Genomic DNA, 18,045 nt, shown 5'->3' on the forward strand with positions numbered 1-18,045 from the left:
CATTCAACCCTCCTTCGGCTTTTCCGGCCGAAATAGAATCGAGCTTCGCCGCAAAGCGCAACCCAGATGTGTGAATGCGATAGGTCACTATACGGGGAGAAGATGGCGGCAGCCAGATGAGGGGCGGCGCCGACGTTGACCGCCTCAGTTTTCTTCCAGCGGCCGGGTCTGGCCGGCGATCATCGCGCCGATGGCGTCGGTGTTCTCGGGTGTCGTCTCGAACGACATTGTCGGCTCCGCCGGCGCCGCCTGGAAGGACGTGACAGGCTGAGCGCTCACGGTTCCGCCAAAACGGGCCGCATCCGGCTCCTGCATTGGTTCTTGCAGCGCCACAAGTATCGGCTTCTCTTGGGCCGCCCTCTCCGAGGTCGCCATTCCGGCAGTCACCCTTGTCTGCTTTGCCGGCAGCGATGCGGCGGCGGTCACATAGGTTGCCTTGGCGAATGGCGGCTTGGCCTCGCGTGCCGGTTCCGCCGAGGCGACAAGTATGGCCTGAGCGGCAGGCGCTTGCGGCTTGGCCTGGGCCACGGCGACCATCGGTTCGTCCGGCAGCGGCTGCCAGTTGCGGCCGCGCTTTTCATAGAAGGCATTGCCGCCGGCGACCATGGTGTAGTGCATGTTCTTGTAGGGGAAACGCAGGCCGGCGGTGTGGAAATACATGGTATTCTTCAGCTTGGCTTTGCGCTCGCCCTTGAGCACCGCCTCGGCGGCTTCCTCGACGTCGGGCATCGCCTTCGAATTCATCGGCCGTGTCATGACGCCCGGCGCGAACTGCCCGCGCTCGCCAACCACTTCGCAGATGGTGTTGCCGTGCTTGCCGGACCGCAGCCGGTTCATCACCACCGTGCCGACCGCAATCATGCCGTCACGGCTCGACCGGTTGGACTCGAAGAACATTGCCCGCTCCAGGCATTCCTTTTCCTTGGGCGTGGAATTGTAGGAGCGCGAGCTCAGGAAACTCGGCGTAATGGCATCGGTCAGGCTGGACATGCCGTGCGAGGCGGTCTGACTGCAAGCGGCCAAAAACAGCGGCGAGATAACGACGCCGAGCCGCAACGGCGTCTTCCATCGGGTAGAGATCAAACAGGCGTCCCCTCATTCTGCTGCCAGCCCGCCCCTGGTTGCGGCAAGAATGAGACACTTTCAGGCAAAAAGATGGCTAAAGCGTTATTAAGTGTGGGGCGTTGCCCAATAGACACAGCTGGCGGGCGGGAGTTGGTGGAACAAGACTGGCCTAAGGGTATTCAGCGGAAGCTGCGACGCTCGAAGAATGGGCCTGGCGGACGGCTCCTCGGTTATGAGGCTGTTAACGTTTCTAGAACGGCAGCTTCATTCCCGGCGGGATCGGCAGTCCCGCGGTCAGCGCCTTGGTCTTTTCCTGCATGGTCTGCTCGACCTTAGTCCTGGCATCATTGTGGGCAGCGAGGAGCAGGTCCTCGAGAATCTCGACCTCGTCCTCCTTGAACAGCGACGGATCGATCTTCAGCGACTTCATCTCGAATTTGCCGGTCAGCGTGACGCTGACCAGGCCGCCGCCGGCCTGCCCGGTGGCTTCCAGCGTGGCAATCTCATCCTGCATGGCCTGGAACTTAGCCTGCATTTCCTTTGCCTTGCCCATCAGGCCGAGAAGATCTTTCATCGCACTGTCCTTTGCAGTTGGTGCTGGTTGTTCAGGTTTCGTCGTCGTCGGCCGGCGGCTCGACCGGCATTTCGGCCTCGGCCGCATCGGCTTCCGGCGCGTCGGGAATGCGCACGTCGATGATCTTGGCGCCGGGAAAGCGCGCCAGGATGGCGGCGACCGTCGGGTCGCTCTTGGCATCGAGGAAGGCGTTTTCGCGCTTTGTCGATTCCATCTCGGCCAAGGTCTGGCCGCCCTCCTCCTTCGACAGCGACACCAGCCAGTTGCGGCCGGTCCAGGCGCGCAGCTTGGCGGTCAAATCATTGAGCAGCATCTTCGGCGCATCGTCGGTCAGGCTGACGTCGATACGGCCGGGCTCGATGCGCACCAGGCGCACGCAACGCTTCACCAGCACCTTGAAGGCCATGTCGCGCTGGGCGTCGGCAAGGGCGACAATGTCTGCCAGCGATTTCACCGGCACCGGCGGCGCCTCGACCACCGGCTCCGGCGGAGCAACGAAATTGGTCGGCACAGGCTCGGCCTCGACCAGGCGCATCGTCTGCGCGCCGCCATTGGCCGTCGGCATCCGCGTCTGCGCCACGGCGCCGGCACCACCGCTTGCAGGCGCTTGGCTTGCGGGGCCGGGGCTTGCCGGCGTGCCATTCACGCGCGGCGCGGCGCCCGGCAGGGTACCGCCGTTCTCCAGCGATTTCAGCGCCTCGTCCAGCGTCGGCAGGTCGGCGGCATGGGCCAGCCGGATCAGCACCATCTCGGCGGCGCTGACCGGGCGGTTGGAGGTCTGCACCTCGGGTATGCCTTTCAAGAGCATCTGCCATGTCCGCGACAGCACCTTGACCGACAGCGTGTTCGCGAAATCGGCGCCGCGCCGGCGCTCGTCCTCGGATAGCGAGGCGTCGTCGATGGCAGCCGGCACGAAACGCAGACGGGTGACCAGATGGTTGAACTCGGCAAGGTCGGTCAGCACGGCGGCAGGATCGGCGCCGGTATTGTACTGGGCACGGAATTCGGCAAGTGCCGCGGCGACGTCGCCCATCATGACATGTTCGAACAGGTCGACGATGCGGGCACGGTCGGCGAGGCCGAGCATGGCACGCACCGCTTCGGCGCTGACCGCGCCGCCGCCATGGGCGATCGCCTGGTCGAGGATCGACTGCGCATCGCGCATCGAGCCTTCGGCTGCGCGCGCGATCATCGCCAGCGCATCGTCTTCGACTTCGATGCCCTCCAGACCGGCTATCCTGGCAAGGTCGGCCTTGATCATCGCCGCATCGATGCGCCTGAGGTCGAAACGCTGGCAGCGCGACAGGACCGTGATCGGCACCTTGCGGATTTCGGTGGTGGCGAAGATGAACTTGACGTGCGGCGGCGGCTCTTCCAGCGTCTTCAGCAAGCCGTTGAAGGCCTGGTTGGAAAGCATGTGCACTTCGTCGATGATGTAGACCTTGTAGCGCGCCGACACCGGGGCGTAGCGCACGCGCTCGATGATGTCCCTGATGTCGTCGATGCCGGTATGCGAGGCGGCGTCCATCTCGATGACGTCGATATGCCGGCCTTCCATGATCGCCTGGCAATGCTCGCCGAGCACGGCAAGCTCGACGGAAGGCTGGTCGACGGTCGGTGTTTTGTAGTTCAGCGCCCGCGCGAGTATGCGCGCGGTCGTCGTCTTGCCGACGCCGCGCACGCCGGTCAGCATCCAGGCCTGGGCGATGCGGCCGGTGGCAAAGGCATTGGTCAACGTGCGGACCATCGGCTCCTGGCCGATCAGCTCGGAGAAATTCGACGGCCGGTATTTGCGCGCTAGCACGCGATAGGCGGCAGGCTTGTCCAATTTCCCGGCCTCGTTTCCGGCTTCGCTCATTCGCCCGTTAAGCTCCAAGGGCTGCCACTGGAGGCGGCCGATTCCTGCGCATAGTTTCGCCCGCACGGCTTGGCGCCGTCAATGTCGGGGCAAAAGGCGAAGAGGCGGGAGGCTGGAACAATGACCCGTTCCGGGCTCGTTAGGGCTGCTTCCTTCCGGACCTGACCCGGTTGGCGAGTGGACCGTCCACCACCAACCTCCCAGCCTCCATATCGGCAATCCGGCGATGAAATGCAAGTGCGGATGATGGGGTCTTAAGCGACGGCGACAGCTGAAACCAAAAACCCGCCTCGGCGGGCGGGTCGTTGGGGCGAATAATCACCATAACGAGATTAGTAGCATAGCTGCCGGCACAAAGCAAGAACAAAATGTGGCGCCGTCGGCGAAGCTGCCGATCTCCCCCCTTGCGGGGGAGATGGCCGGCAGGCCAGAGGGGGTGCCGTCCCGCCGACTTATCAACCAAACGCAGCCAAGCCCTCAGGCTAGTTACCGGTTCAGACGGGTAGCCGAAAGTTGGCGATCCTTCACACCCCCCTCTGTCCTGCCGGACATCTCCCCCGCAAGGGGGGAGATCGGATGCTGCTTCGGCTTTCGCCAATCACCAAGGCTTGAAAGGAAAGTACAGGGTGGCGAGAATACCTGCGGGAACCACAACCTGAAACCACTACCCTCACTTCTTCGCGAACAATCAGCGCCACGACGGCCAATGTTGCTTGCTGCCCCTTGCGGCCCTTCGGAAGCCGCTCTAGCGTCGATGGAGTTCAAAAAACGTCAAAAAGTGAGAGAAACGCCGATGCTGCCGGGCCTCAAGGCCGGATTCACGCTTGACGCCCAGCTGGAGGCCGACAGCGAACAGCTGATGTGGCTCGGCCTGTGCGAATTGCGCGTCATGAACGACCGACGCTGGCCGTGGCTTCTGCTGGTGCCGCAGCGGCCGGGCATCGAGGAAATCCACGACATGACGCCGCTGGACCAGGCGATGCTGACCTTCGAGACCAACATGGTGGCGCTGGCACTCAAGCGCGTGACCGGCTGCACCAAGATCAACACCGGCGCACTCGGTAACATCGTGCGCCAGTTGCATGTACACGTCATTGCGCGCTCGGAAGGCGATCCAGGCTGGCCCGGACCGGTATGGGGGCACGGCCTGCGCGAGCCCTATCAGCGCTCCGACCTTCGCAAGTTTGCGGAAAAGATCAAGGCAGCGCTATAAGCCTCTCCCGTGTCCACCTTGAACCTTCCCGAGTCTGCATGAGCTTCCGCCTGTTTGACGCGCCCTTGCGCGAGCCGAGCCAGTTCGTCGGCTTCGCCGGCAACATTATCGACCGGCAGTCCGAAAACCGCGCCGATGATTCCGTCGAAAAAGCGCTCGCCGATCCCTTGGCGCGGCTTTTGCTGATGCGTGGCGGCCGGCTCTATCTGAAGCTTGCGCAAGGCGCATTCGACCCCTGGTTCGGCGCGGCCGAAAGCCGGCCGCTCGAGGCATCGCTCGAAAACGGCGTCCTGCTCGGTTTCTCCGAAAGCGGTCCGGTGCTGGCGGTGCCGGCCGGGGTCGAGCCCGAGCAGCTTCCCGAGACGATCAAGGCGATAGACTATCGCTCGGTCTATATGCAGGGGCTGATCGACGAAGCGGCGGCCGGCGCGCTGGCGCAAGGGGCGGCGCTGCTAGCCTGGCATGCCAGCCATCGCTTCTGCAGCAAATGCGGCACCGAAGCCGAGATGCGGGCGGGCGGTTACAAGCGGCATTGCCCGGCCTGCGGCACCGAGCACTTTCCGCGCACCGACCCGGTGGCGATCATGCTGACGGCAACGCGCGAAAAATGCCTGCTCGGCCGCGGCCGGCATTTCGGGCCCGGCATGTATTCTGCGCTCGCCGGTTTCATCGAGCCGGGCGAGACGATCGAGGCGGCGGTGCGCCGCGAAACGCTGGAGGAGGCCGGCATCCGGCTCGGCCGCGTCGTCTACCATGCCAGCCAGCCCTGGCCGTTCCCCTATTCGCTGATGATCGGCTGCTTCGGCGAACCGCTCAACGACGATATCCAGCCCGACCTCAACGAGCTGGAAGATTGCCGCTGGTTCTTTCGCGACGAGGTGCTCTCGATGCTGGCGAGGGAGCATCCGGGCGGCCTGGTGACGCCGCCGAAAGGAGCGATCGCCTATAACCTGATCCGCGCCTGGGCCGACAGCGCATAGCAGGATCGACATCGCAGGAGCAGAAAATGATCCGTCACACCGTCGTGTTCACGCTGAAACACCCGCCGCATTCGCTCGAGGAAAAAAGGTTCCTCGCCGACGCCAAGAGGATCCTCACGGCGATAAAGGGCGTCACGCATTTCGAGCAGTTGCGGCAGGTCAGCCCCAAGAACGACTACCGCTTCGGCTTCTCGATGGAGTTCGCCGATCAACGGGCCTATTCAGGCTACAACGATCATCCCGACCACGTCGCCTTCGTCCGCGACCGCTGGATCCCGGAAGTCGAGGCGTTCATGGAAATCGACTACGTGCCGCTCGGCTGGGGCTGAGACCGGAAAGCGGTGCTCTGGAAATCAATACCCCGCGTCGCGATCCACCACATTTTCCAGCGCTTCGCCGCGCTCGAAGGCATCCATCTGACGCCGCATGATCGGCGCCAGGTGGACCGGATCGGAAGTCGCCGCGGCGTGCGGCGTCACGAACACTTTCGGGTGGCTCCATAGCGGGCTGGTCTTCGGCAGCGGCTCGACCTCGAACACGTCGAGGCTGGCTTCCTTCAGCGTGCCGTCGTCCAGTGCGCGCAAAATGTCGGCGTCCTTCTGCAGCCTGCCACGCCCGGCATTGATCAGCACCGAGCCGCCGAGCCCGTTGCGCTTGCGCAGCTCCTTCAGCACGCCGTAATTGATGATGCCGTGCGTCTGCGGCGTCAGCGGCAGAAGCACCACCAGGATGTCGGTGGCGTTGAGGAACGGGATCAGGCCGGCCTCGCCCGCGTAAGTCGAGACACCTTGCATCGGCCGATCGCTGCGCGACCAGCCATTAACGGGAAAGCCGAGTGACAACAGCACCGATGCCGCCGCGCGGCCAAGCGTGCCGAGCCCCATAATGCCGACCGAGATGTCGCCGGCCGGCCGCTGCTGCGGTTCGTGCCAGATCTTCTTCTGCTGCTGGGCGCGGTAGAGCATGCCCTGGCGATGGTGGTCGAGCACCCGCCAGACGACGTATTCGGTCATGTACTGGGTCAGGTTGTCGGCCACCACCTTCACGACCGGTACGTCGGGCAAGGTGGGATCGGCGAAAATGTGGTCGACGCCGGCGCCGATCGAGAAGATAGCCCGCAGATTGGGCAGCGACGACAAGAGGTTCGGCCGCTGTTTCCACACCACCGCATAGGTGATCGAGGGATCGCCGGCGCCATTCGGCTCAAGCACCACTTCGCGCTCCGCCGACAGTAGTTCGCGCCAGCGCAGCGGATGAATACCGGTGAGGGCGAGCAGGATGCGGCCTTTTTCCATTGCGGATCGTTTTTCCCTTTTTACCAACAGCGTTCGCGTCCCGATGCGAAAAGGCGCGGCAGCGTTTTGATTTTGTGCATGATCTCTGGCGAAAATCTACTCGCTGACGATGCCGACCGGCGCCGTTTCGATCTTGAAGGCGGCCGAGATCAACGCCTTTGTGTAGTCAGTCCGCGGGTTGCTGAAAATCTGTTCGGAAGGACCGGCCTCGACGATCCTGCCGTTGCGCATGACGATGACTTCGTTGGCGAGCGCGCGGATGACCCTCAGATCGTGGCTGATGAAGAGGTAGGCGAGGTCGTGCTTGGCCTGCAGGCTGCGCAAGAGGTCGACGACCTGCGCCTGTACGCTCATGTCGAGCGCCGAGGTCGGCTCGTCCAGCATGACGAAACGCGGGTTGAGCACCATGGCGCGCGCGATGGCGACGCGCTGGCGCTGGCCGCCGGAGAATTCGTGCGGATAGCGGTTGCGCGTCGCCGGATCGAGGCCGACTTCCTTCAGCACGTCGACGACAAGCTCGTCGCGCGCATCGGGAGACAGTTTCGGCTCGTGGATCTTCAACCCTTCCTCGATGATCTCGGCGACCGACATGCGCGGACTGAGCGAACCGAACGGATCCTGGAAGACGATCTGCAGCTCGCGCCGCAGCGGCCGCATTTCGTTGAAGGACAGCTGATCGATGCCGCGTCCGTTGAACTGGATGGTCCCGGTCGACGAGATCATCCTGGCCAGCGCCAGGCCGAGCGTCGTCTTGCCCGAGCCGGATTCGCCGACGACGCCGAGCGTCTGACCGGCCCGAACGGTGACGTCGATGCCGTCGACTGCCTTCACATTGTCGACGGTGCGCCGGAAGAAGCCCTTCTTGATCGGAAACCAGACCTTGACGTCCTTGCCGACCATCACCGGCTTGGCGGCCTGGTTGGCCGCCGGCGGCTTGCCTTTCGGCTCGGCGGCAAGCAGATGCCGCGTATAGGCGTGCTGCGGATTTGCGAATATCGCCTTGGTCGGGCCGGTCTCGACGATCTTGCCCTTGGTCATCACGCAGACCCGGTCGGCGATCTTCCTGACGATGCCGAGATCGTGGGTGATGAACAGCATCGACATGTTCTTGCGGCTTTTCAGGCCGGCCAGCAATTCGAGGATCTGCGCCTGGACGGTGACGTCGAGCGCTGTCGTCGGCTCGTCGGCGATCAACAGTTCAGGCTCGTTGGCGAGCGCCATGGCGATCATGACGCGCTGGCGCTGGCCGCCGGAAAGCTGGTGCGGATAGGCGTCGAGCCGTTTCTCCGGTTCGCGGATGCCGACCTCGTGCAGAAGTTCCAGCGTGCGCGCCTTGGCGTTGCGATCGCCCAGGCCCTGGTGCAGCTTCAGCACCTCGACGATCTGCTGCTCGATCGTGTGCAGCGGGTTGAGCGAGGTCATCGGCTCCTGGAAGATCATGGTGATCTTGTTGCCGCGCACGCGGCGCAGGTCTCTCTCGTCCGCGGCAAGCAGGTCGGCGCCGAGGAACAGGATCTTTCCCGACGGGTGGCTGGCGGTCGGATAGGGCAGCAGCTTCAGCACCGACAGCGCGGTGACCGACTTGCCGGAGCCGGATTCGCCGACCAGCGCCACCGTCTCGCCCTTGGCGAGGTCGAAGGAAATATGGTCGACGGCGATCGACTGGTCGCCGCCTTGCGTGAAGGCGACGCTGAGGTCTTGGACCGAGAGCAGCGGGGTGTCGCTCATCTGAACGTCTTGCGCGGATCGAAGGCGTCGCGCGTCGCCTCGCCGACGAAGACCAGCAGCGACAGCATCAGCGAGATGACGACGAAGCCGGAAATGCCGAGCCAGGGGGCGTTGAGGTTGCGCTGCGCCTGCTTCAGCAGCTCGCCGAGCGAGGCGGAGCCCGGCGGCAGGCCGAATCCGAGATAGTCGAGTGAGGTCAGCGTCGAGATCGAGCCGCTGAGCAGGAACGGCAGGAAGGTCAGCGTCGCCACCATGGCGTTGGGCAGCAGATGCCGGAACATGATGGTGATGTTGGACACGCCGAGCGCGCGCGCCGCATTGACGTATTCGAAATTCCGGGCGCGCAGGAACTCGGCCCGCACGACGCCGACCAGTGCCACCCACGAAAACAGCAGCATCAATCCGAGCAGGATGAAGAAGCCGGGCGGCAGGATGGCGGCGACGATCAGGAGCAGATACAGCACCGGTATCGCCGACCAGATCTCGATGAAGCGCTGGAACAGAAGGTCGGTCCAGCCGCCGAAATAGCCCTGCAGAGCGCCGGCCGCCACGCCGATCAGCGCCGAGCCGGCAGTCAGGATCAGGCCAAACAGCACCGATATCCTGAAGCCGTAGATGACGCGCGCCAGCACGTCGCGGGCCTGGTCATCGGTGCCCAGCCAGTTCCAGTTGCCGACGTTGCAATTGGGGTCTGCCTCGCCTTTCGGATACTGGTTGCAGCGCGTCTTCTTGTCGTAGAGCCAGGACGGCTTGGTGGGTGCTGCTTCGGGAATAGCGTTGTTGACGGTCTGGTAGGAGTAGCGCACCGGCGGCCAGACCATCCAGCCATTGGCATTGATCTCGTCCTGGATGACCGGGTCGCGGTAGTCGGTGACCGCATAGAAGCCGCCGAACTTCTCCTCGGGATAGGCGACCAGGACCGGGAACAGGATCTCGCCCTTGTAGGAGGCGATGATCGGCTTGTCGTTAGCGACCAGTTCCGAACCCAGCGACAGCACGAACAGGAACAGGAAGATCCACAACGACCAGTAGCCGCGCCGGTTGGACTTGAAGTTCTGCAGGCGCCGCTGGTTGAGCGGCGACAGGAAGGGCCGCGCGATCCGCGCCGGCGCCGTTTCGGCTGCGGCCTGCGCCATCAGACGTCTCTCCGCTCGAAGTCGATGCGCGGGTCGACCCAGGTGTAGATCAGGTCGGACAGCAGCCCGACGAACAGGCCAAGCAGCGAGAAGATGTAGAGATTGGCGAAGACCACCGGATAATCGCGCTGCACCACCGAGTTGAAGCCGAGCAGGCCGAGGCCGTCGAGCGAAAATATGTTCTCGATCAGCAGCGAACCGGTGAAGAAGGCCGATATGAAGGCACCGGGGAAGCCGGCGATGACGATCAGCATGGCGTTGCGAAAGACGTGGCCGTAGAGCACCCGCCGTTCCGACAGGCCCTTGGCGCGGGCGGTGACCACATATTGCTTGCGGATTTCCTCGAGGAAGGAATTCTTGGTCAAAAGCGTCGTCGTGGCGAAGGCCGACAGCACCAGCGCCGTCAACGGCAAGGTCATATGCCAGAAATAGTCGACGATCCGCGCAGGCCATGACAATTGGTCCCAATTGTCCGAGGTGATTCCGCGCAACGGGAACCAGTCCCAGAACGAGCCGCCGGCAAACAGCACCATCAGCAATATGCCGAACAGGAAACCCGGAATGGCGTAACCGACGATGACGACGCCGCTGGTCCAGACGTCGAAAGTGGAGCCGTCCTTGACCGCCTTGCGGATGCCGAGCGGGATCGAGATCAGATACGACAAGAGCGTAATCCACAGCCCGATCGAGATCGACACCGGCATCTTTTCCAGGATCAGGTCGAGCACCGAGATGTCGCGGAAATAGCTGTCGCCGAAATCGAAGCGGAGATAGTTCCACAACATCATGCCGAAGCGCTCGAGCGGCGGCTTGTCGAAACCGAACTGCTTCTCCAGCTTCTTGATGAATTCCGGGTCGAGCCCTTGCGCGCCGCGGTATTTCGAGCCGACGTCGCCGGCGACATCGAAATTGGCGCCGCCGGCATCACCCCCGCCGCCGCCGAGGCGATCGCTGCCACCCTGGTTTGTCAGCCTGGCGATGACCTGCTCGACCGGCCCGCCCGGCGCGAACTGGATGACGGCAAAGGACACCGCCATGATGCCGAACAGGGTCGGGATCATCAACAGGATACGGCGCAGTATATAGGCGCCCATCAGGCTCCCTGCCTCGCTTGTGGGAAAATGTCAGGCTTTGCCAATCTTTGCCGCCTTGTCTTTGTCGAACCACCACGACGTCTCGACCGGGAAGTCGTAATCCGGCTTTTGAGCGGGAAAGCCGAACATGTCCCAGAACGCCGCTCGGTGATTCGCCAGATGGTATGTTGGAATCCAGTCTAGCCGCGCGCGCAAGACCCGATCGAGGGCATTGAGCGCGGTGACGAGTTCGATGCGGCTCTGCGCCTTACCGGCTGCCTCGATCAGCGCGTCGATGGCTTTGCTTTCCGTACCGGGATAGTTGCGCATCCCCGGCGTTTTCGCCATCCGGGAAGCATAGAGGATCTCTAAGCCGTCGGCGGTGGGCGTCGCTCCGATCGACCATGCGAGCATGTTGAAGTCGAAATCGTAGTTGCTCTGCCGCGCTTCGAATTGCGTCGAGTCGACCTGCCGGATCGAAGCATCGATGCCGATCGCCTTCATATTCTCGGACCACGGCGCGAAAATGCGAACCAACCCCTCGTCCTCGGCCAGCATTTCCACCTGCAGTCGCTCGCCTTTGTCGTTGACGACGAAATTGCCGACTCGCTTCCAGCCGGCTTCGGCGAGCAGCCTCGAAGCCTCGCGCAGCAGCTTGCGGTCGTGTCCAGAACCGTCGGAAACGGGTTGCATCACCGGTTCGCCGAAGGTCTCCGGCGGCAATTCGGCTCGAAACGGCTCCACGAGTTTCAGTTCCTGGGGTGAGGGCAGGCCCTTGGCCTTGTAATCCGATCGCTCGAAGTTCGATTGCGAACGCTCGTAGGAGTCGAAAAACAGCACCCGCTTGGTCCATTCGAAGTCGAAGCAATGGGCGATTGCCCGTCTCACGCGTATGTCGCGGAACTGCGGACGGCGCTGGTTGAGCGCGACAGCCTGCATGGAGGGCGTTTTCTCGCCGGGAAATTCGCGTTTGAGGACCCTGCCATCCTTCAGCGCCGGAAAATCGTAGCCGGTCGCCCATACCCGCGCGGTGAACTCCTCGCGAAAATGCGTGTCCCCTTTCTTGAACGCTTCAAATGCCGCCTGGCGATCGAGATAGAAATCGATACGGATGCGGTCGAAATTGTTAAGCCCGCGGTTCACGGCCAGATCGCGGCCCCAATAATCGGCGACGCGTTCATATTCGACTGTCTGTCCGGCCACGACCCGCCCCATTCGGTATGGCCCCGAGCTGAGCGGAGGGGTCATCGTCGAGGCGTCGAAATCATTGGCCGTGTAGAAGGCTTTGGAGACGATCGGCATCGCGACGACGGCGAGGATATTCTGCGCGGACTGCTGGCCGTTGAAGGTAAGGTTGACCGTAAGCGGATCGACTGCGACCGCATCCGTCATATGTCGCAGCGCTTGGGAAAGGTTCGGATGTCCCCGGTCTTTGTAGAGGTTCAAGGCGAAGGCAATGTCTTCGGCGGTCAGCGGCGAGCCGTCGTGGAAGCGCGCTTGTGGCCGCAGGCTGAAGCGGTAGCCGTTGCGGTCCTGCGACAAGGTAACGGATTCGGCAAGCAGGCCGTAGACAGCATCCGGCTCATCGACCGCCCTTGTCATCAGCGAATCGAAGCAGAGCTCGGTGCGCGGCGGCGAATCCCCCTTCAGCACCAGCGAGTTCAACGTGTTGAAAGTCAGGAAACTCTGATTGAGGGTGGAGTTCGGCGGAGCGAAATTCATCCGGCCGCCCTTGGGAGCGTCCGGATTGACATAGTCGAAATGCGCGAAATCCGGAGGATATTTGAGATCGCCGAAGGCAGACAGGCCGTGCAGTTTCACGCCGGTCGGGATGGTGGCGAAAGCCCGGCCGGGCAGCCATGCAGCTGCCGCGGCGGCACCGCCGAGGGCGAGGAAGTCGCGACGGGGCAGAGCCGCCATCAATTGCCACTCTTGTATTTGGCCGCCAGCGCCTTTTCCTTGTCAGGATCGATCCACCAGGAATTCTGGTCGACGCCGCTATAGGCGGGCTGTTTTTCCGGCATGCCGAACTTGTTCCAGTAGGCGAGCCAGACCACGGCGCGGTAATATTGCGGCACGACGTAGAAATTCCACAACAGCACCCGGTCGAGCGCATGGGTGGCGGCAACGAGATCGTCGCGGTCGGTGGCATAGATGATCCGATCGACCAGCGCATCGACGACCGGATTCTTGATGCCGGCGTAATTGCGCGATCCGGGCGAATCGGCAGCCTTGGAGCTCCAGAAATCGCGCTGTTCATTGCCGGGAGAGTCCGACTGGCCGAGTATCGAAGTGACCACGTCAAAGTCGAAATGGGTGACGCGGTTGATGTACTGGGTCTGGTCGATCAGGCGCAGTGTCGCGTCGACGCCGATCTTACGCAGATTGGCTATGTAGGGGCTGGCGATGACCTGGTCGGTGTCGTTCCAGCCGAGGATTTCGAATTTGAACGGTTCGCCGGTCTTGGCGTTGACCATCTTGCCGCCTTTGATCACCCAGCCTGCCTTGGCGAACAGTTCGACCGCGGTCTTCAGGTATTTGCGCTCCGCCTGCGGCGTGTCGTAGACCGGCAGCTTGAATTCCTCGGTAAAAACTTCAGGCGGCAGCTTGTCGCGGTACTGCTCGAGGATTTCGAGTTCCTTGCCCTGCGGCAGGCCACTCGACGCCAGTTCGGTGCCCTGGAAATAGCTGCTGGTGCGGGTGTTGGAACCGAAGAACAGGGTCCGGTTCATCGTCTCGAAATCGAACGGATACATCAGCGCGGCGCGCACCAGGCGATCCCTAAACAGCGGGCGCCTGGTGTTGAGCATGAAGGCCTGCATCGGTTCGGGCGACGCGGTCTTGAATTCCTTCTTGATGACGTCGCCAGCCTGAACTGCGGGGAAATTATAGGCCGTGTTCCAGCGCCTCGAACTGTTCTCCGGCTTGATGTCGTCCAGCCCGCCCTTGGTGAAGGCCTGCCAGGCGGCATTGTCGTCGAGAAAATAGGTGAAACGCTGCCTTTCGAAATTCTCGCGGCCGATCTTCACGGGCAGCTTGGCTGCCCAGTAATCGGGCACGCGCTGCCAGATGATTTCGGAGCCAGGCTTGAAGCTGGCGATCTTGTAGGCGGCCGAGCCGAGCGGCGGCTCCTGCGTCGGCTTTGTGACGTCGCGCTTCTTGCCGCTGGCGTCGGTGCCTTCCCACCAGTGCTTGGGCAGCACGACGAGATCGCCGATGATCTTCGGTAGCTCCCGGTTGCCCTTCTGGTTGAAATGGAACTCGACCTCGCGGTCGGAGATGGCGACCGCGTCGGTGACGTTTTCGAAATAGCGGCTAAATTGCGGGCTGTTGGCCTTCAGCACCTGGAACGACCAGATCACATCGTCGGTGGTGATCGGCTGGCCGTCATGCCATTTCGCCCGCGGGTCGAGCCGGTAGGTCGCCGAGGAATAATCGGCCGGATATTTATAGGCATCGGCGATCAGCGGATGGCTGGTGCTGCCCTCGTCGGTCGCCTGCTCCATCAGCGTGTCGTAGAGCAGGCCGCCGCCGAACTGCGCGAAGCCGGCAGCCGGCGAACCCTGCACGATGTAGGGATTGAAGCTGTCGAACGTGCCAAGCACCACGGAATTCACTGTGCCGCCCTTGGGTGCATCCGGATTGACGTAATCGTAGTGCTGGAAATTATCGCCATATTTGGATTCGCCGATCAGCGACGAGGTCGTGCGCCATTCGTCCGCGAAGGCCGCCTGCAGGCCGCCAGCAAAAGCAGCCAGCATCAGCACCGATTTCAGAAGCGTCCGCGCTCGGCCAACCGTCATGCGTTCTCCTCTTCGCGATATAGCGCCGTCACCATAGCGTCTGGGCTCAATCTAGATCATTTGGCGGCGCTGAAAACCGCAACGGACCGGCTTTGTCGTCGCATATGCATTTTTCCTAACGAAAAAGCCGGGCTGAACCCGGCTTTTTCAAGGATTATATCATTACAGTTTTGTTATTTTGCGGGGGCGGCCGGAGCTGCCGGCGCCGCGCCTTCTGCCGGCTTGGCAGGGGCTGCACCTTCGGCCGGCTTGGCGGGCGCGTTTTCGGCCGAGGCGCCGGGCGCCGGCAGCGGCTTCGGATTGTCCGACAGCGTGCGCAGATAGGCGATGACGTTGGCGCGGTCCTCGTCCTTCGGCAGGCCGGCGAAGCCCATCGCCGTGCCCTTCACGAACTTCTTCGGCGAGGTGATGAAGTGGTTCAGGTTGTCGTAGGTCCATTTCTCGCTGCCGCCCTTGGAGAACTCCTTCATGCCGGCCGAATAGGCAAAGCCCTCATGCTCGGCGACCGGACGGTCGACGATGTCCCACAGATCGGGGCCGACCTTGTTGGGGCCGCCCTTTTCGCCGGAGTGGCAGGCCTGGCATTTCTTGAAGATGGCGGCGCCGGCTTCGGCGTTGGCGGTGGCCAGCAGCTCGGCAATCGGCTTGGCCTCCGCGGCGGGAGCGGCCGGGCCGCCTTCGGCGGGCTCGGTCGCCTCGATGGCGAAGCCGGGCTTTTCCGGCGCCGGCGAGGCAAACAGCGCGTCGGACACGATGCCAACGGAAAAGACGATGAACACCGTGCCGAGGAAACCGGCGAGCAGCTTGTTGACTTCGTTGGAATCCATACGCCCCAGGCTCCCTTTTCCGGCGGACCGATCCGTCCACTCCGTCCGTCGGTATCGTGAACCACCCTGCGAGGCGGTCAAATCGCGCGGAAACTAGGTCTTTTGCTCCGGCGTTGCAACACCTATAAGGGCGCTGCCAGTGAGACCTTTTGCCACTTTTGTCCCCCTCTTTTTCGAGCCCCTGCCCGCCTCATGTCCACGCTCATCCTGATCCCGGCCCGCATGGCCTCGACCCGCCTGCCGGGCAAGCCGCTGGCCGACATTATCGGCACTCCGATGATCGTCCACGTCGCCCGCCGCGCCGCCGAGGCCGGGCTCGGCCGGGTGGTCGTCGCCACCGATACGCAAGGTGTTGCGGAGGCGGTGCGCGCGCATGGTTTCGAGGCGGTGATGACGCGGGCGGACCACGAAACCGGTTCCGACCGCATCTTCGAAGCGCTGACCATTCTCGACCCTGGCAAGACGGTCGAGACGATCGTCAATGTGCAGGGCGATCTGCCGACCATCGACCCCCTTATTATCGGCGCCGCGCTGAAGCCTTTCGAGAACGCAGCGGTCGACATCGCCACGCTCTGCGTCGAGATCGTCCGCGCCGAGGAAAAGACCAATCCGAACGTCGTCAAGCTGGTCGGCTCGCCACTCTCGGCGACGAGGCTCAGGGCGCTCTATTTCACCCGCGCCACCGCGCCCTGGGGCGAAGGCCCGCTCTACCATCATATCGGCCTCTATGCCTATCGGCGCGCCGCACTCGAGCGCTTCGTTGCGGTGAGGCCGTCGCCGCTGGAGCGCCGCGAGCGGCTGGAACAATTGCGGGCGCTGGAGGCCGGCATGCGCATCGATGCGGAGATCGTGCAGTCGGTGCCGCTTGGCGTCGATACGCCGGACGATCTCGAGCGCGCCAGGGCGCTCCTTTCCAACTAAGAAGTTCTTCCCCCAATCCCCGAGACTCTGCGCATGCCTGAAAAGACCAACAAAATATCCTTCCAGGGCGAGCCTGGCGCCAATTCCGACACCGCCTGCCGCAACATGTTCCCGTCGATGGAGCCGTTGCCGTGCCCGACCTTCGAGGACGCCTTCAACGCGGTCGAGACCGGCAAGGCCGATCTGGCGATGATCCCGATCGAGAACACCATTGCCGGCCGCGTCGCCGACATCCATCACCTCTTGCCGGAATCGAAGCTGCACATCATCGGCGAATATTTCCTGCCGATCCACTTCCAGCTGATGGTGCTGCCCGGCGTCAGGCGCGACGAGATCAGGACCGTGCACAGCCACATCCACGCGCTCGGCCAATGCCGCAAATACATCCGCAAGAACGGCTGGAAGGCGACGGTGGCCGGCGACACCGCGGGCGCCGCCAAGATGGTCGCCGCGATGAAGGACCGCACCATGGCCGCGCTGGCGCCGGCGCTGGCTTCGACGCTCTACGGGCTCGACATCATCGAAGAGAATGTCGAGGACACCGACAGCAACGTCACCCGCTTCGTCGTGCTGACCAAGAACAAGCAATGGGCCGAGCGTCCCTCCGCCGACGCCAGGATGATGACGACCTTCATCTTCCGCGTCCGCAACGTGCCGGCCGCACTCTACAAGGCGATGGGCGGCTTCGCCACAAACGGCATCAACATGACCAAGCTGGAGAGCTACCAGCTCGGCGCGTTTACGGCGACGCTGTTCTACGCCGACATAGAGGGCCATCCGGACGATCCGCTGGTGAAGCTGGCGCTCGACGAGTTGCGCTTTTTCTCGCGCGAAATGCGCATTCTCGGCGTCTATCCCGCCAGCGCCTCGCGCGAGCAATGGAAGGTGGCGGATTAGGATCCGGTCAGGTCAGGCCGAGCTTGTTCTGCTTGGCCGGCTTGCCGCATTCGCGGCGGCTGATCGACCGGTTCATGGCATCGATCTTGCCGCTTGCCTGGTCGGCGTCACGCCTGGCTTTCGAGCGCATGTCCGGCGTGAACGGGCCGAAGCCCGTAGCCGGGTTGGAGAAGGACGGCTTGGCGTCCACCGGCAAATGATATTGCTGCGCCAGGCCATTTCGTTGCGCCAGCAATTGATCGCAAGGCACCTTGTCATATAGCAGCGAGGACTGGACGTTTTCGTCCTGCCGTTTGGACATCGAATTGCCGACGCAGCCGGCCATCGCCAGGCAAGACGCCAAGACCATCATGTTCCAGCGCATGAACGTGCTCCTTGTCGAAACCCGCATGATCCGGACATGCGATTCGGGCTTTTTCGCAGCAAACATTACACCGAGGTCGGCGGGACAGTACCCCCCTCTGTCCTGCCGGACATCTCCCCCGCAAGGAGGGAGATTGGATGTCATTTCCGCTTTCGCAAACCTTCAGCGTCGCAAGAAAGGCGCCGTCGGCGAAGCTGCCGATCTCCCCACTTGCGGGGGAGATGTCCGGCAGGACAGAGGGGGGTGGGAAGGATCGCCGCCTTGGTCATGATTGTGAATGCTTCAAGCGGCGTTTCTCCGCCACGACGGCC

The 18,045-nt window shown here is 63.0% G+C and carries 16 protein-coding genes and 1 other RNA gene; 5 read left to right on the forward strand and 12 right to left on the reverse strand.

Annotation, left to right across the window (positions count from 1 at the left end; all coding sequences use genetic code 11):
• Positions 1 to 144 precede the first annotated feature (144 nt).
• The 4 genes from NKH21_RS31710 to ffs all read right to left on the reverse strand — a co-directional run bounded on the left by NKH21_RS31710 (position 145) and on the right by ffs (position 3,698).
• Complete coding sequence (locus NKH21_RS31710) at positions 145 to 1,083, reverse strand: cell wall hydrolase (protein ID WP_352869825.1); 939 nt, start codon at positions 1,081 to 1,083, stop codon at positions 145 to 147.
• 232 nt (positions 1,084 to 1,315) lie between these two features.
• Positions 1,316 to 1,639, reverse strand: a complete 324-nt coding sequence (locus NKH21_RS31715) for a YbaB/EbfC family nucleoid-associated protein (RefSeq protein WP_023719593.1) — start codon at positions 1,637 to 1,639, stop codon at positions 1,316 to 1,318.
• A gap of 31 nt (positions 1,640 to 1,670) precedes the next feature.
• Positions 1,671 to 3,497: a DNA polymerase III subunit gamma/tau gene (locus NKH21_RS31720; protein ID WP_352869827.1), complete on the reverse strand. Its 1,827-nt coding sequence runs from the start codon at positions 3,495 to 3,497 to the stop codon at positions 1,671 to 1,673.
• Between the two features lie 104 nt (positions 3,498 to 3,601).
• Positions 3,602 to 3,698: signal recognition particle sRNA small type (gene ffs / locus NKH21_RS31725), an RNA gene on the reverse strand.
• 592 nt (positions 3,699 to 4,290) lie between these two features.
• Here ffs and NKH21_RS31730 point away from each other — a divergent pair.
• From NKH21_RS31730 to NKH21_RS31740, 3 genes are read left to right on the forward strand one after another with little or no spacing between them, the layout of a single operon-like run.
• Positions 4,291 to 4,710, forward strand: a complete 420-nt coding sequence (locus NKH21_RS31730) for an HIT family protein (protein ID WP_023676868.1) — start codon at positions 4,291 to 4,293, stop codon at positions 4,708 to 4,710.
• 38 nt (positions 4,711 to 4,748) lie between these two features.
• Positions 4,749 to 5,690: an NAD(+) diphosphatase gene (gene nudC / locus NKH21_RS31735; RefSeq protein ID WP_352869829.1), complete on the forward strand. Its 942-nt coding sequence runs from the start codon at positions 4,749 to 4,751 to the stop codon at positions 5,688 to 5,690.
• A gap of 26 nt (positions 5,691 to 5,716) precedes the next feature.
• Positions 5,717 to 6,019: a Dabb family protein gene (locus tag NKH21_RS31740; protein ID WP_023676866.1), complete on the forward strand. Its 303-nt coding sequence runs from the start codon at positions 5,717 to 5,719 to the stop codon at positions 6,017 to 6,019.
• Between the two features lie 24 nt (positions 6,020 to 6,043).
• Here NKH21_RS31740 and NKH21_RS31745 read toward each other — a convergent pair whose 3' ends face one another.
• The 7 genes from NKH21_RS31745 to NKH21_RS31775 all read right to left on the reverse strand — a co-directional run bounded on the left by NKH21_RS31745 (position 6,044) and on the right by NKH21_RS31775 (position 15,552).
• Complete coding sequence (locus tag NKH21_RS31745; protein WP_352869831.1) at positions 6,044 to 6,985, reverse strand: 2-hydroxyacid dehydrogenase; 942 nt, start codon at positions 6,983 to 6,985, stop codon at positions 6,044 to 6,046.
• Positions 6,986 to 7,081: 96 nt separating this feature from the next.
• Positions 7,082 to 8,713 carry an ABC transporter ATP-binding protein gene (locus tag NKH21_RS31750; RefSeq protein WP_352869833.1) on the reverse strand — a complete coding sequence of 544 codons (1,632 nt, stop codon included), beginning with the start codon at positions 8,711 to 8,713 and terminating at the stop codon, positions 7,082 to 7,084.
• On the reverse strand, positions 8,710 to 9,849 hold the full coding sequence (locus tag NKH21_RS31755) for an ABC transporter permease (protein ID WP_352664333.1): 1,140 nt from the start codon (positions 9,847 to 9,849) through the stop codon (positions 8,710 to 8,712). Before NKH21_RS31755 ends, NKH21_RS31750 begins: the two co-directional genes overlap by 4 nt.
• Positions 9,849 to 10,943 carry a microcin C ABC transporter permease YejB gene (locus NKH21_RS31760; RefSeq protein ID WP_352664335.1) on the reverse strand — a complete coding sequence of 365 codons (1,095 nt, stop codon included), beginning with the start codon at positions 10,941 to 10,943 and terminating at the stop codon, positions 9,849 to 9,851. The genes NKH21_RS31755 and NKH21_RS31760 overlap by 1 nt, the downstream gene beginning before the upstream one ends.
• Positions 10,944 to 10,973: 30 nt before the next feature.
• A complete protein-coding gene (locus NKH21_RS31765; protein ID WP_352869836.1) occupies positions 10,974 to 12,842 on the reverse strand; it encodes an extracellular solute-binding protein in 1,869 nt (622 codons plus the stop codon).
• Positions 12,842 to 14,725: an extracellular solute-binding protein gene (locus NKH21_RS31770; protein ID WP_352869838.1), complete on the reverse strand. Its 1,884-nt coding sequence runs from the start codon at positions 14,723 to 14,725 to the stop codon at positions 12,842 to 12,844. Before NKH21_RS31770 ends, NKH21_RS31765 begins: the two co-directional genes overlap by 1 nt.
• Before the next feature lie 173 nt (positions 14,726 to 14,898).
• Positions 14,899 to 15,552 (reverse strand): c-type cytochrome, encoded by a 654-nt coding sequence (locus NKH21_RS31775; RefSeq protein WP_352664341.1) that lies wholly within the window; start codon positions 15,550 to 15,552, stop codon positions 14,899 to 14,901.
• 192 nt (positions 15,553 to 15,744) lie between these two features.
• Here NKH21_RS31775 and NKH21_RS31780 point away from each other — a divergent pair, with 192 nt between their 5' ends.
• Complete coding sequence (locus NKH21_RS31780) at positions 15,745 to 16,473, forward strand: 3-deoxy-manno-octulosonate cytidylyltransferase (RefSeq protein ID WP_352869841.1); 729 nt, start codon at positions 15,745 to 15,747, stop codon at positions 16,471 to 16,473.
• A gap of 33 nt (positions 16,474 to 16,506) precedes the next feature.
• The gene (locus NKH21_RS31785; protein WP_023717847.1) at positions 16,507 to 17,370 is read left to right on the forward strand and encodes a prephenate dehydratase; all 864 of its coding nucleotides are present in this window, start codon (positions 16,507 to 16,509) and stop codon (positions 17,368 to 17,370) included.
• A gap of 7 nt (positions 17,371 to 17,377) precedes the next feature.
• On the opposite strand, the gene NKH21_RS31790 is transcribed toward NKH21_RS31785, so the two are convergent.
• Positions 17,378 to 17,734 carry a hypothetical protein gene (locus NKH21_RS31790; RefSeq protein WP_352869843.1) on the reverse strand — a complete coding sequence of 119 codons (357 nt, stop codon included), beginning with the start codon at positions 17,732 to 17,734 and terminating at the stop codon, positions 17,378 to 17,380.
• Positions 17,735 to 18,045: the final 311 nt, after the last annotated feature.

It is taken from the genome of Mesorhizobium sp. M1329, assembly GCF_040318035.1.
Taxonomy (GTDB): domain Bacteria; phylum Pseudomonadota; class Alphaproteobacteria; order Rhizobiales; family Rhizobiaceae; genus Mesorhizobium.

Excerpts from the sequence above, each read along its gene's own strand:
- nudC (WP_352869829.1), top strand. The coding sequence starts at position 4,749 with ATGAGCTTCCGCCTGTTTGACGCGCCCTTGCGCGAGCCGAGCCAGTTC.
- NKH21_RS31745 (WP_352869831.1), bottom strand. The coding sequence starts at position 6,985 with ATGGAAAAAGGCCGCATCCTGCTCGCCCTCACCGGTATTCATCCGCTG.
- NKH21_RS31780 (WP_352869841.1), top strand. The coding sequence starts at position 15,745 with ATGTCCACGCTCATCCTGATCCCGGCCCGCATGGCCTCGACCCGCCTG.
- NKH21_RS31740 (WP_023676866.1), top strand. The coding sequence starts at position 5,717 with ATGATCCGTCACACCGTCGTGTTCACGCTGAAACACCCGCCGCATTCG.
- NKH21_RS31755 (WP_352664333.1), bottom strand. The coding sequence starts at position 9,849 with ATGGCGCAGGCCGCAGCCGAAACGGCGCCGGCGCGGATCGCGCGGCCC.
- NKH21_RS31715 (WP_023719593.1), bottom strand. The coding sequence starts at position 1,639 with ATGAAAGATCTTCTCGGCCTGATGGGCAAGGCAAAGGAAATGCAGGCT.
- NKH21_RS31770 (WP_352869838.1), bottom strand. The coding sequence starts at position 14,725 with ATGACGGTTGGCCGAGCGCGGACGCTTCTGAAATCGGTGCTGATGCTG.
- NKH21_RS31785 (WP_023717847.1), top strand. The coding sequence starts at position 16,507 with ATGCCTGAAAAGACCAACAAAATATCCTTCCAGGGCGAGCCTGGCGCC.
- NKH21_RS31730 (WP_023676868.1), top strand. The coding sequence starts at position 4,291 with ATGCTGCCGGGCCTCAAGGCCGGATTCACGCTTGACGCCCAGCTGGAG.
- NKH21_RS31760 (WP_352664335.1), bottom strand. The coding sequence starts at position 10,943 with ATGGGCGCCTATATACTGCGCCGTATCCTGTTGATGATCCCGACCCTG.
- NKH21_RS31775 (WP_352664341.1), bottom strand. The coding sequence starts at position 15,552 with ATGGATTCCAACGAAGTCAACAAGCTGCTCGCCGGTTTCCTCGGCACG.
- NKH21_RS31765 (WP_352869836.1), bottom strand. The coding sequence starts at position 12,842 with ATGGCGGCTCTGCCCCGTCGCGACTTCCTCGCCCTCGGCGGTGCCGCC.
- NKH21_RS31790 (WP_352869843.1), bottom strand. The coding sequence starts at position 17,734 with ATGCGCTGGAACATGATGGTCTTGGCGTCTTGCCTGGCGATGGCCGGC.
- NKH21_RS31720 (WP_352869827.1), bottom strand. The coding sequence starts at position 3,497 with ATGAGCGAAGCCGGAAACGAGGCCGGGAAATTGGACAAGCCTGCCGCC.
- NKH21_RS31750 (WP_352869833.1), bottom strand. The coding sequence starts at position 8,713 with ATGAGCGACACCCCGCTGCTCTCGGTCCAAGACCTCAGCGTCGCCTTC.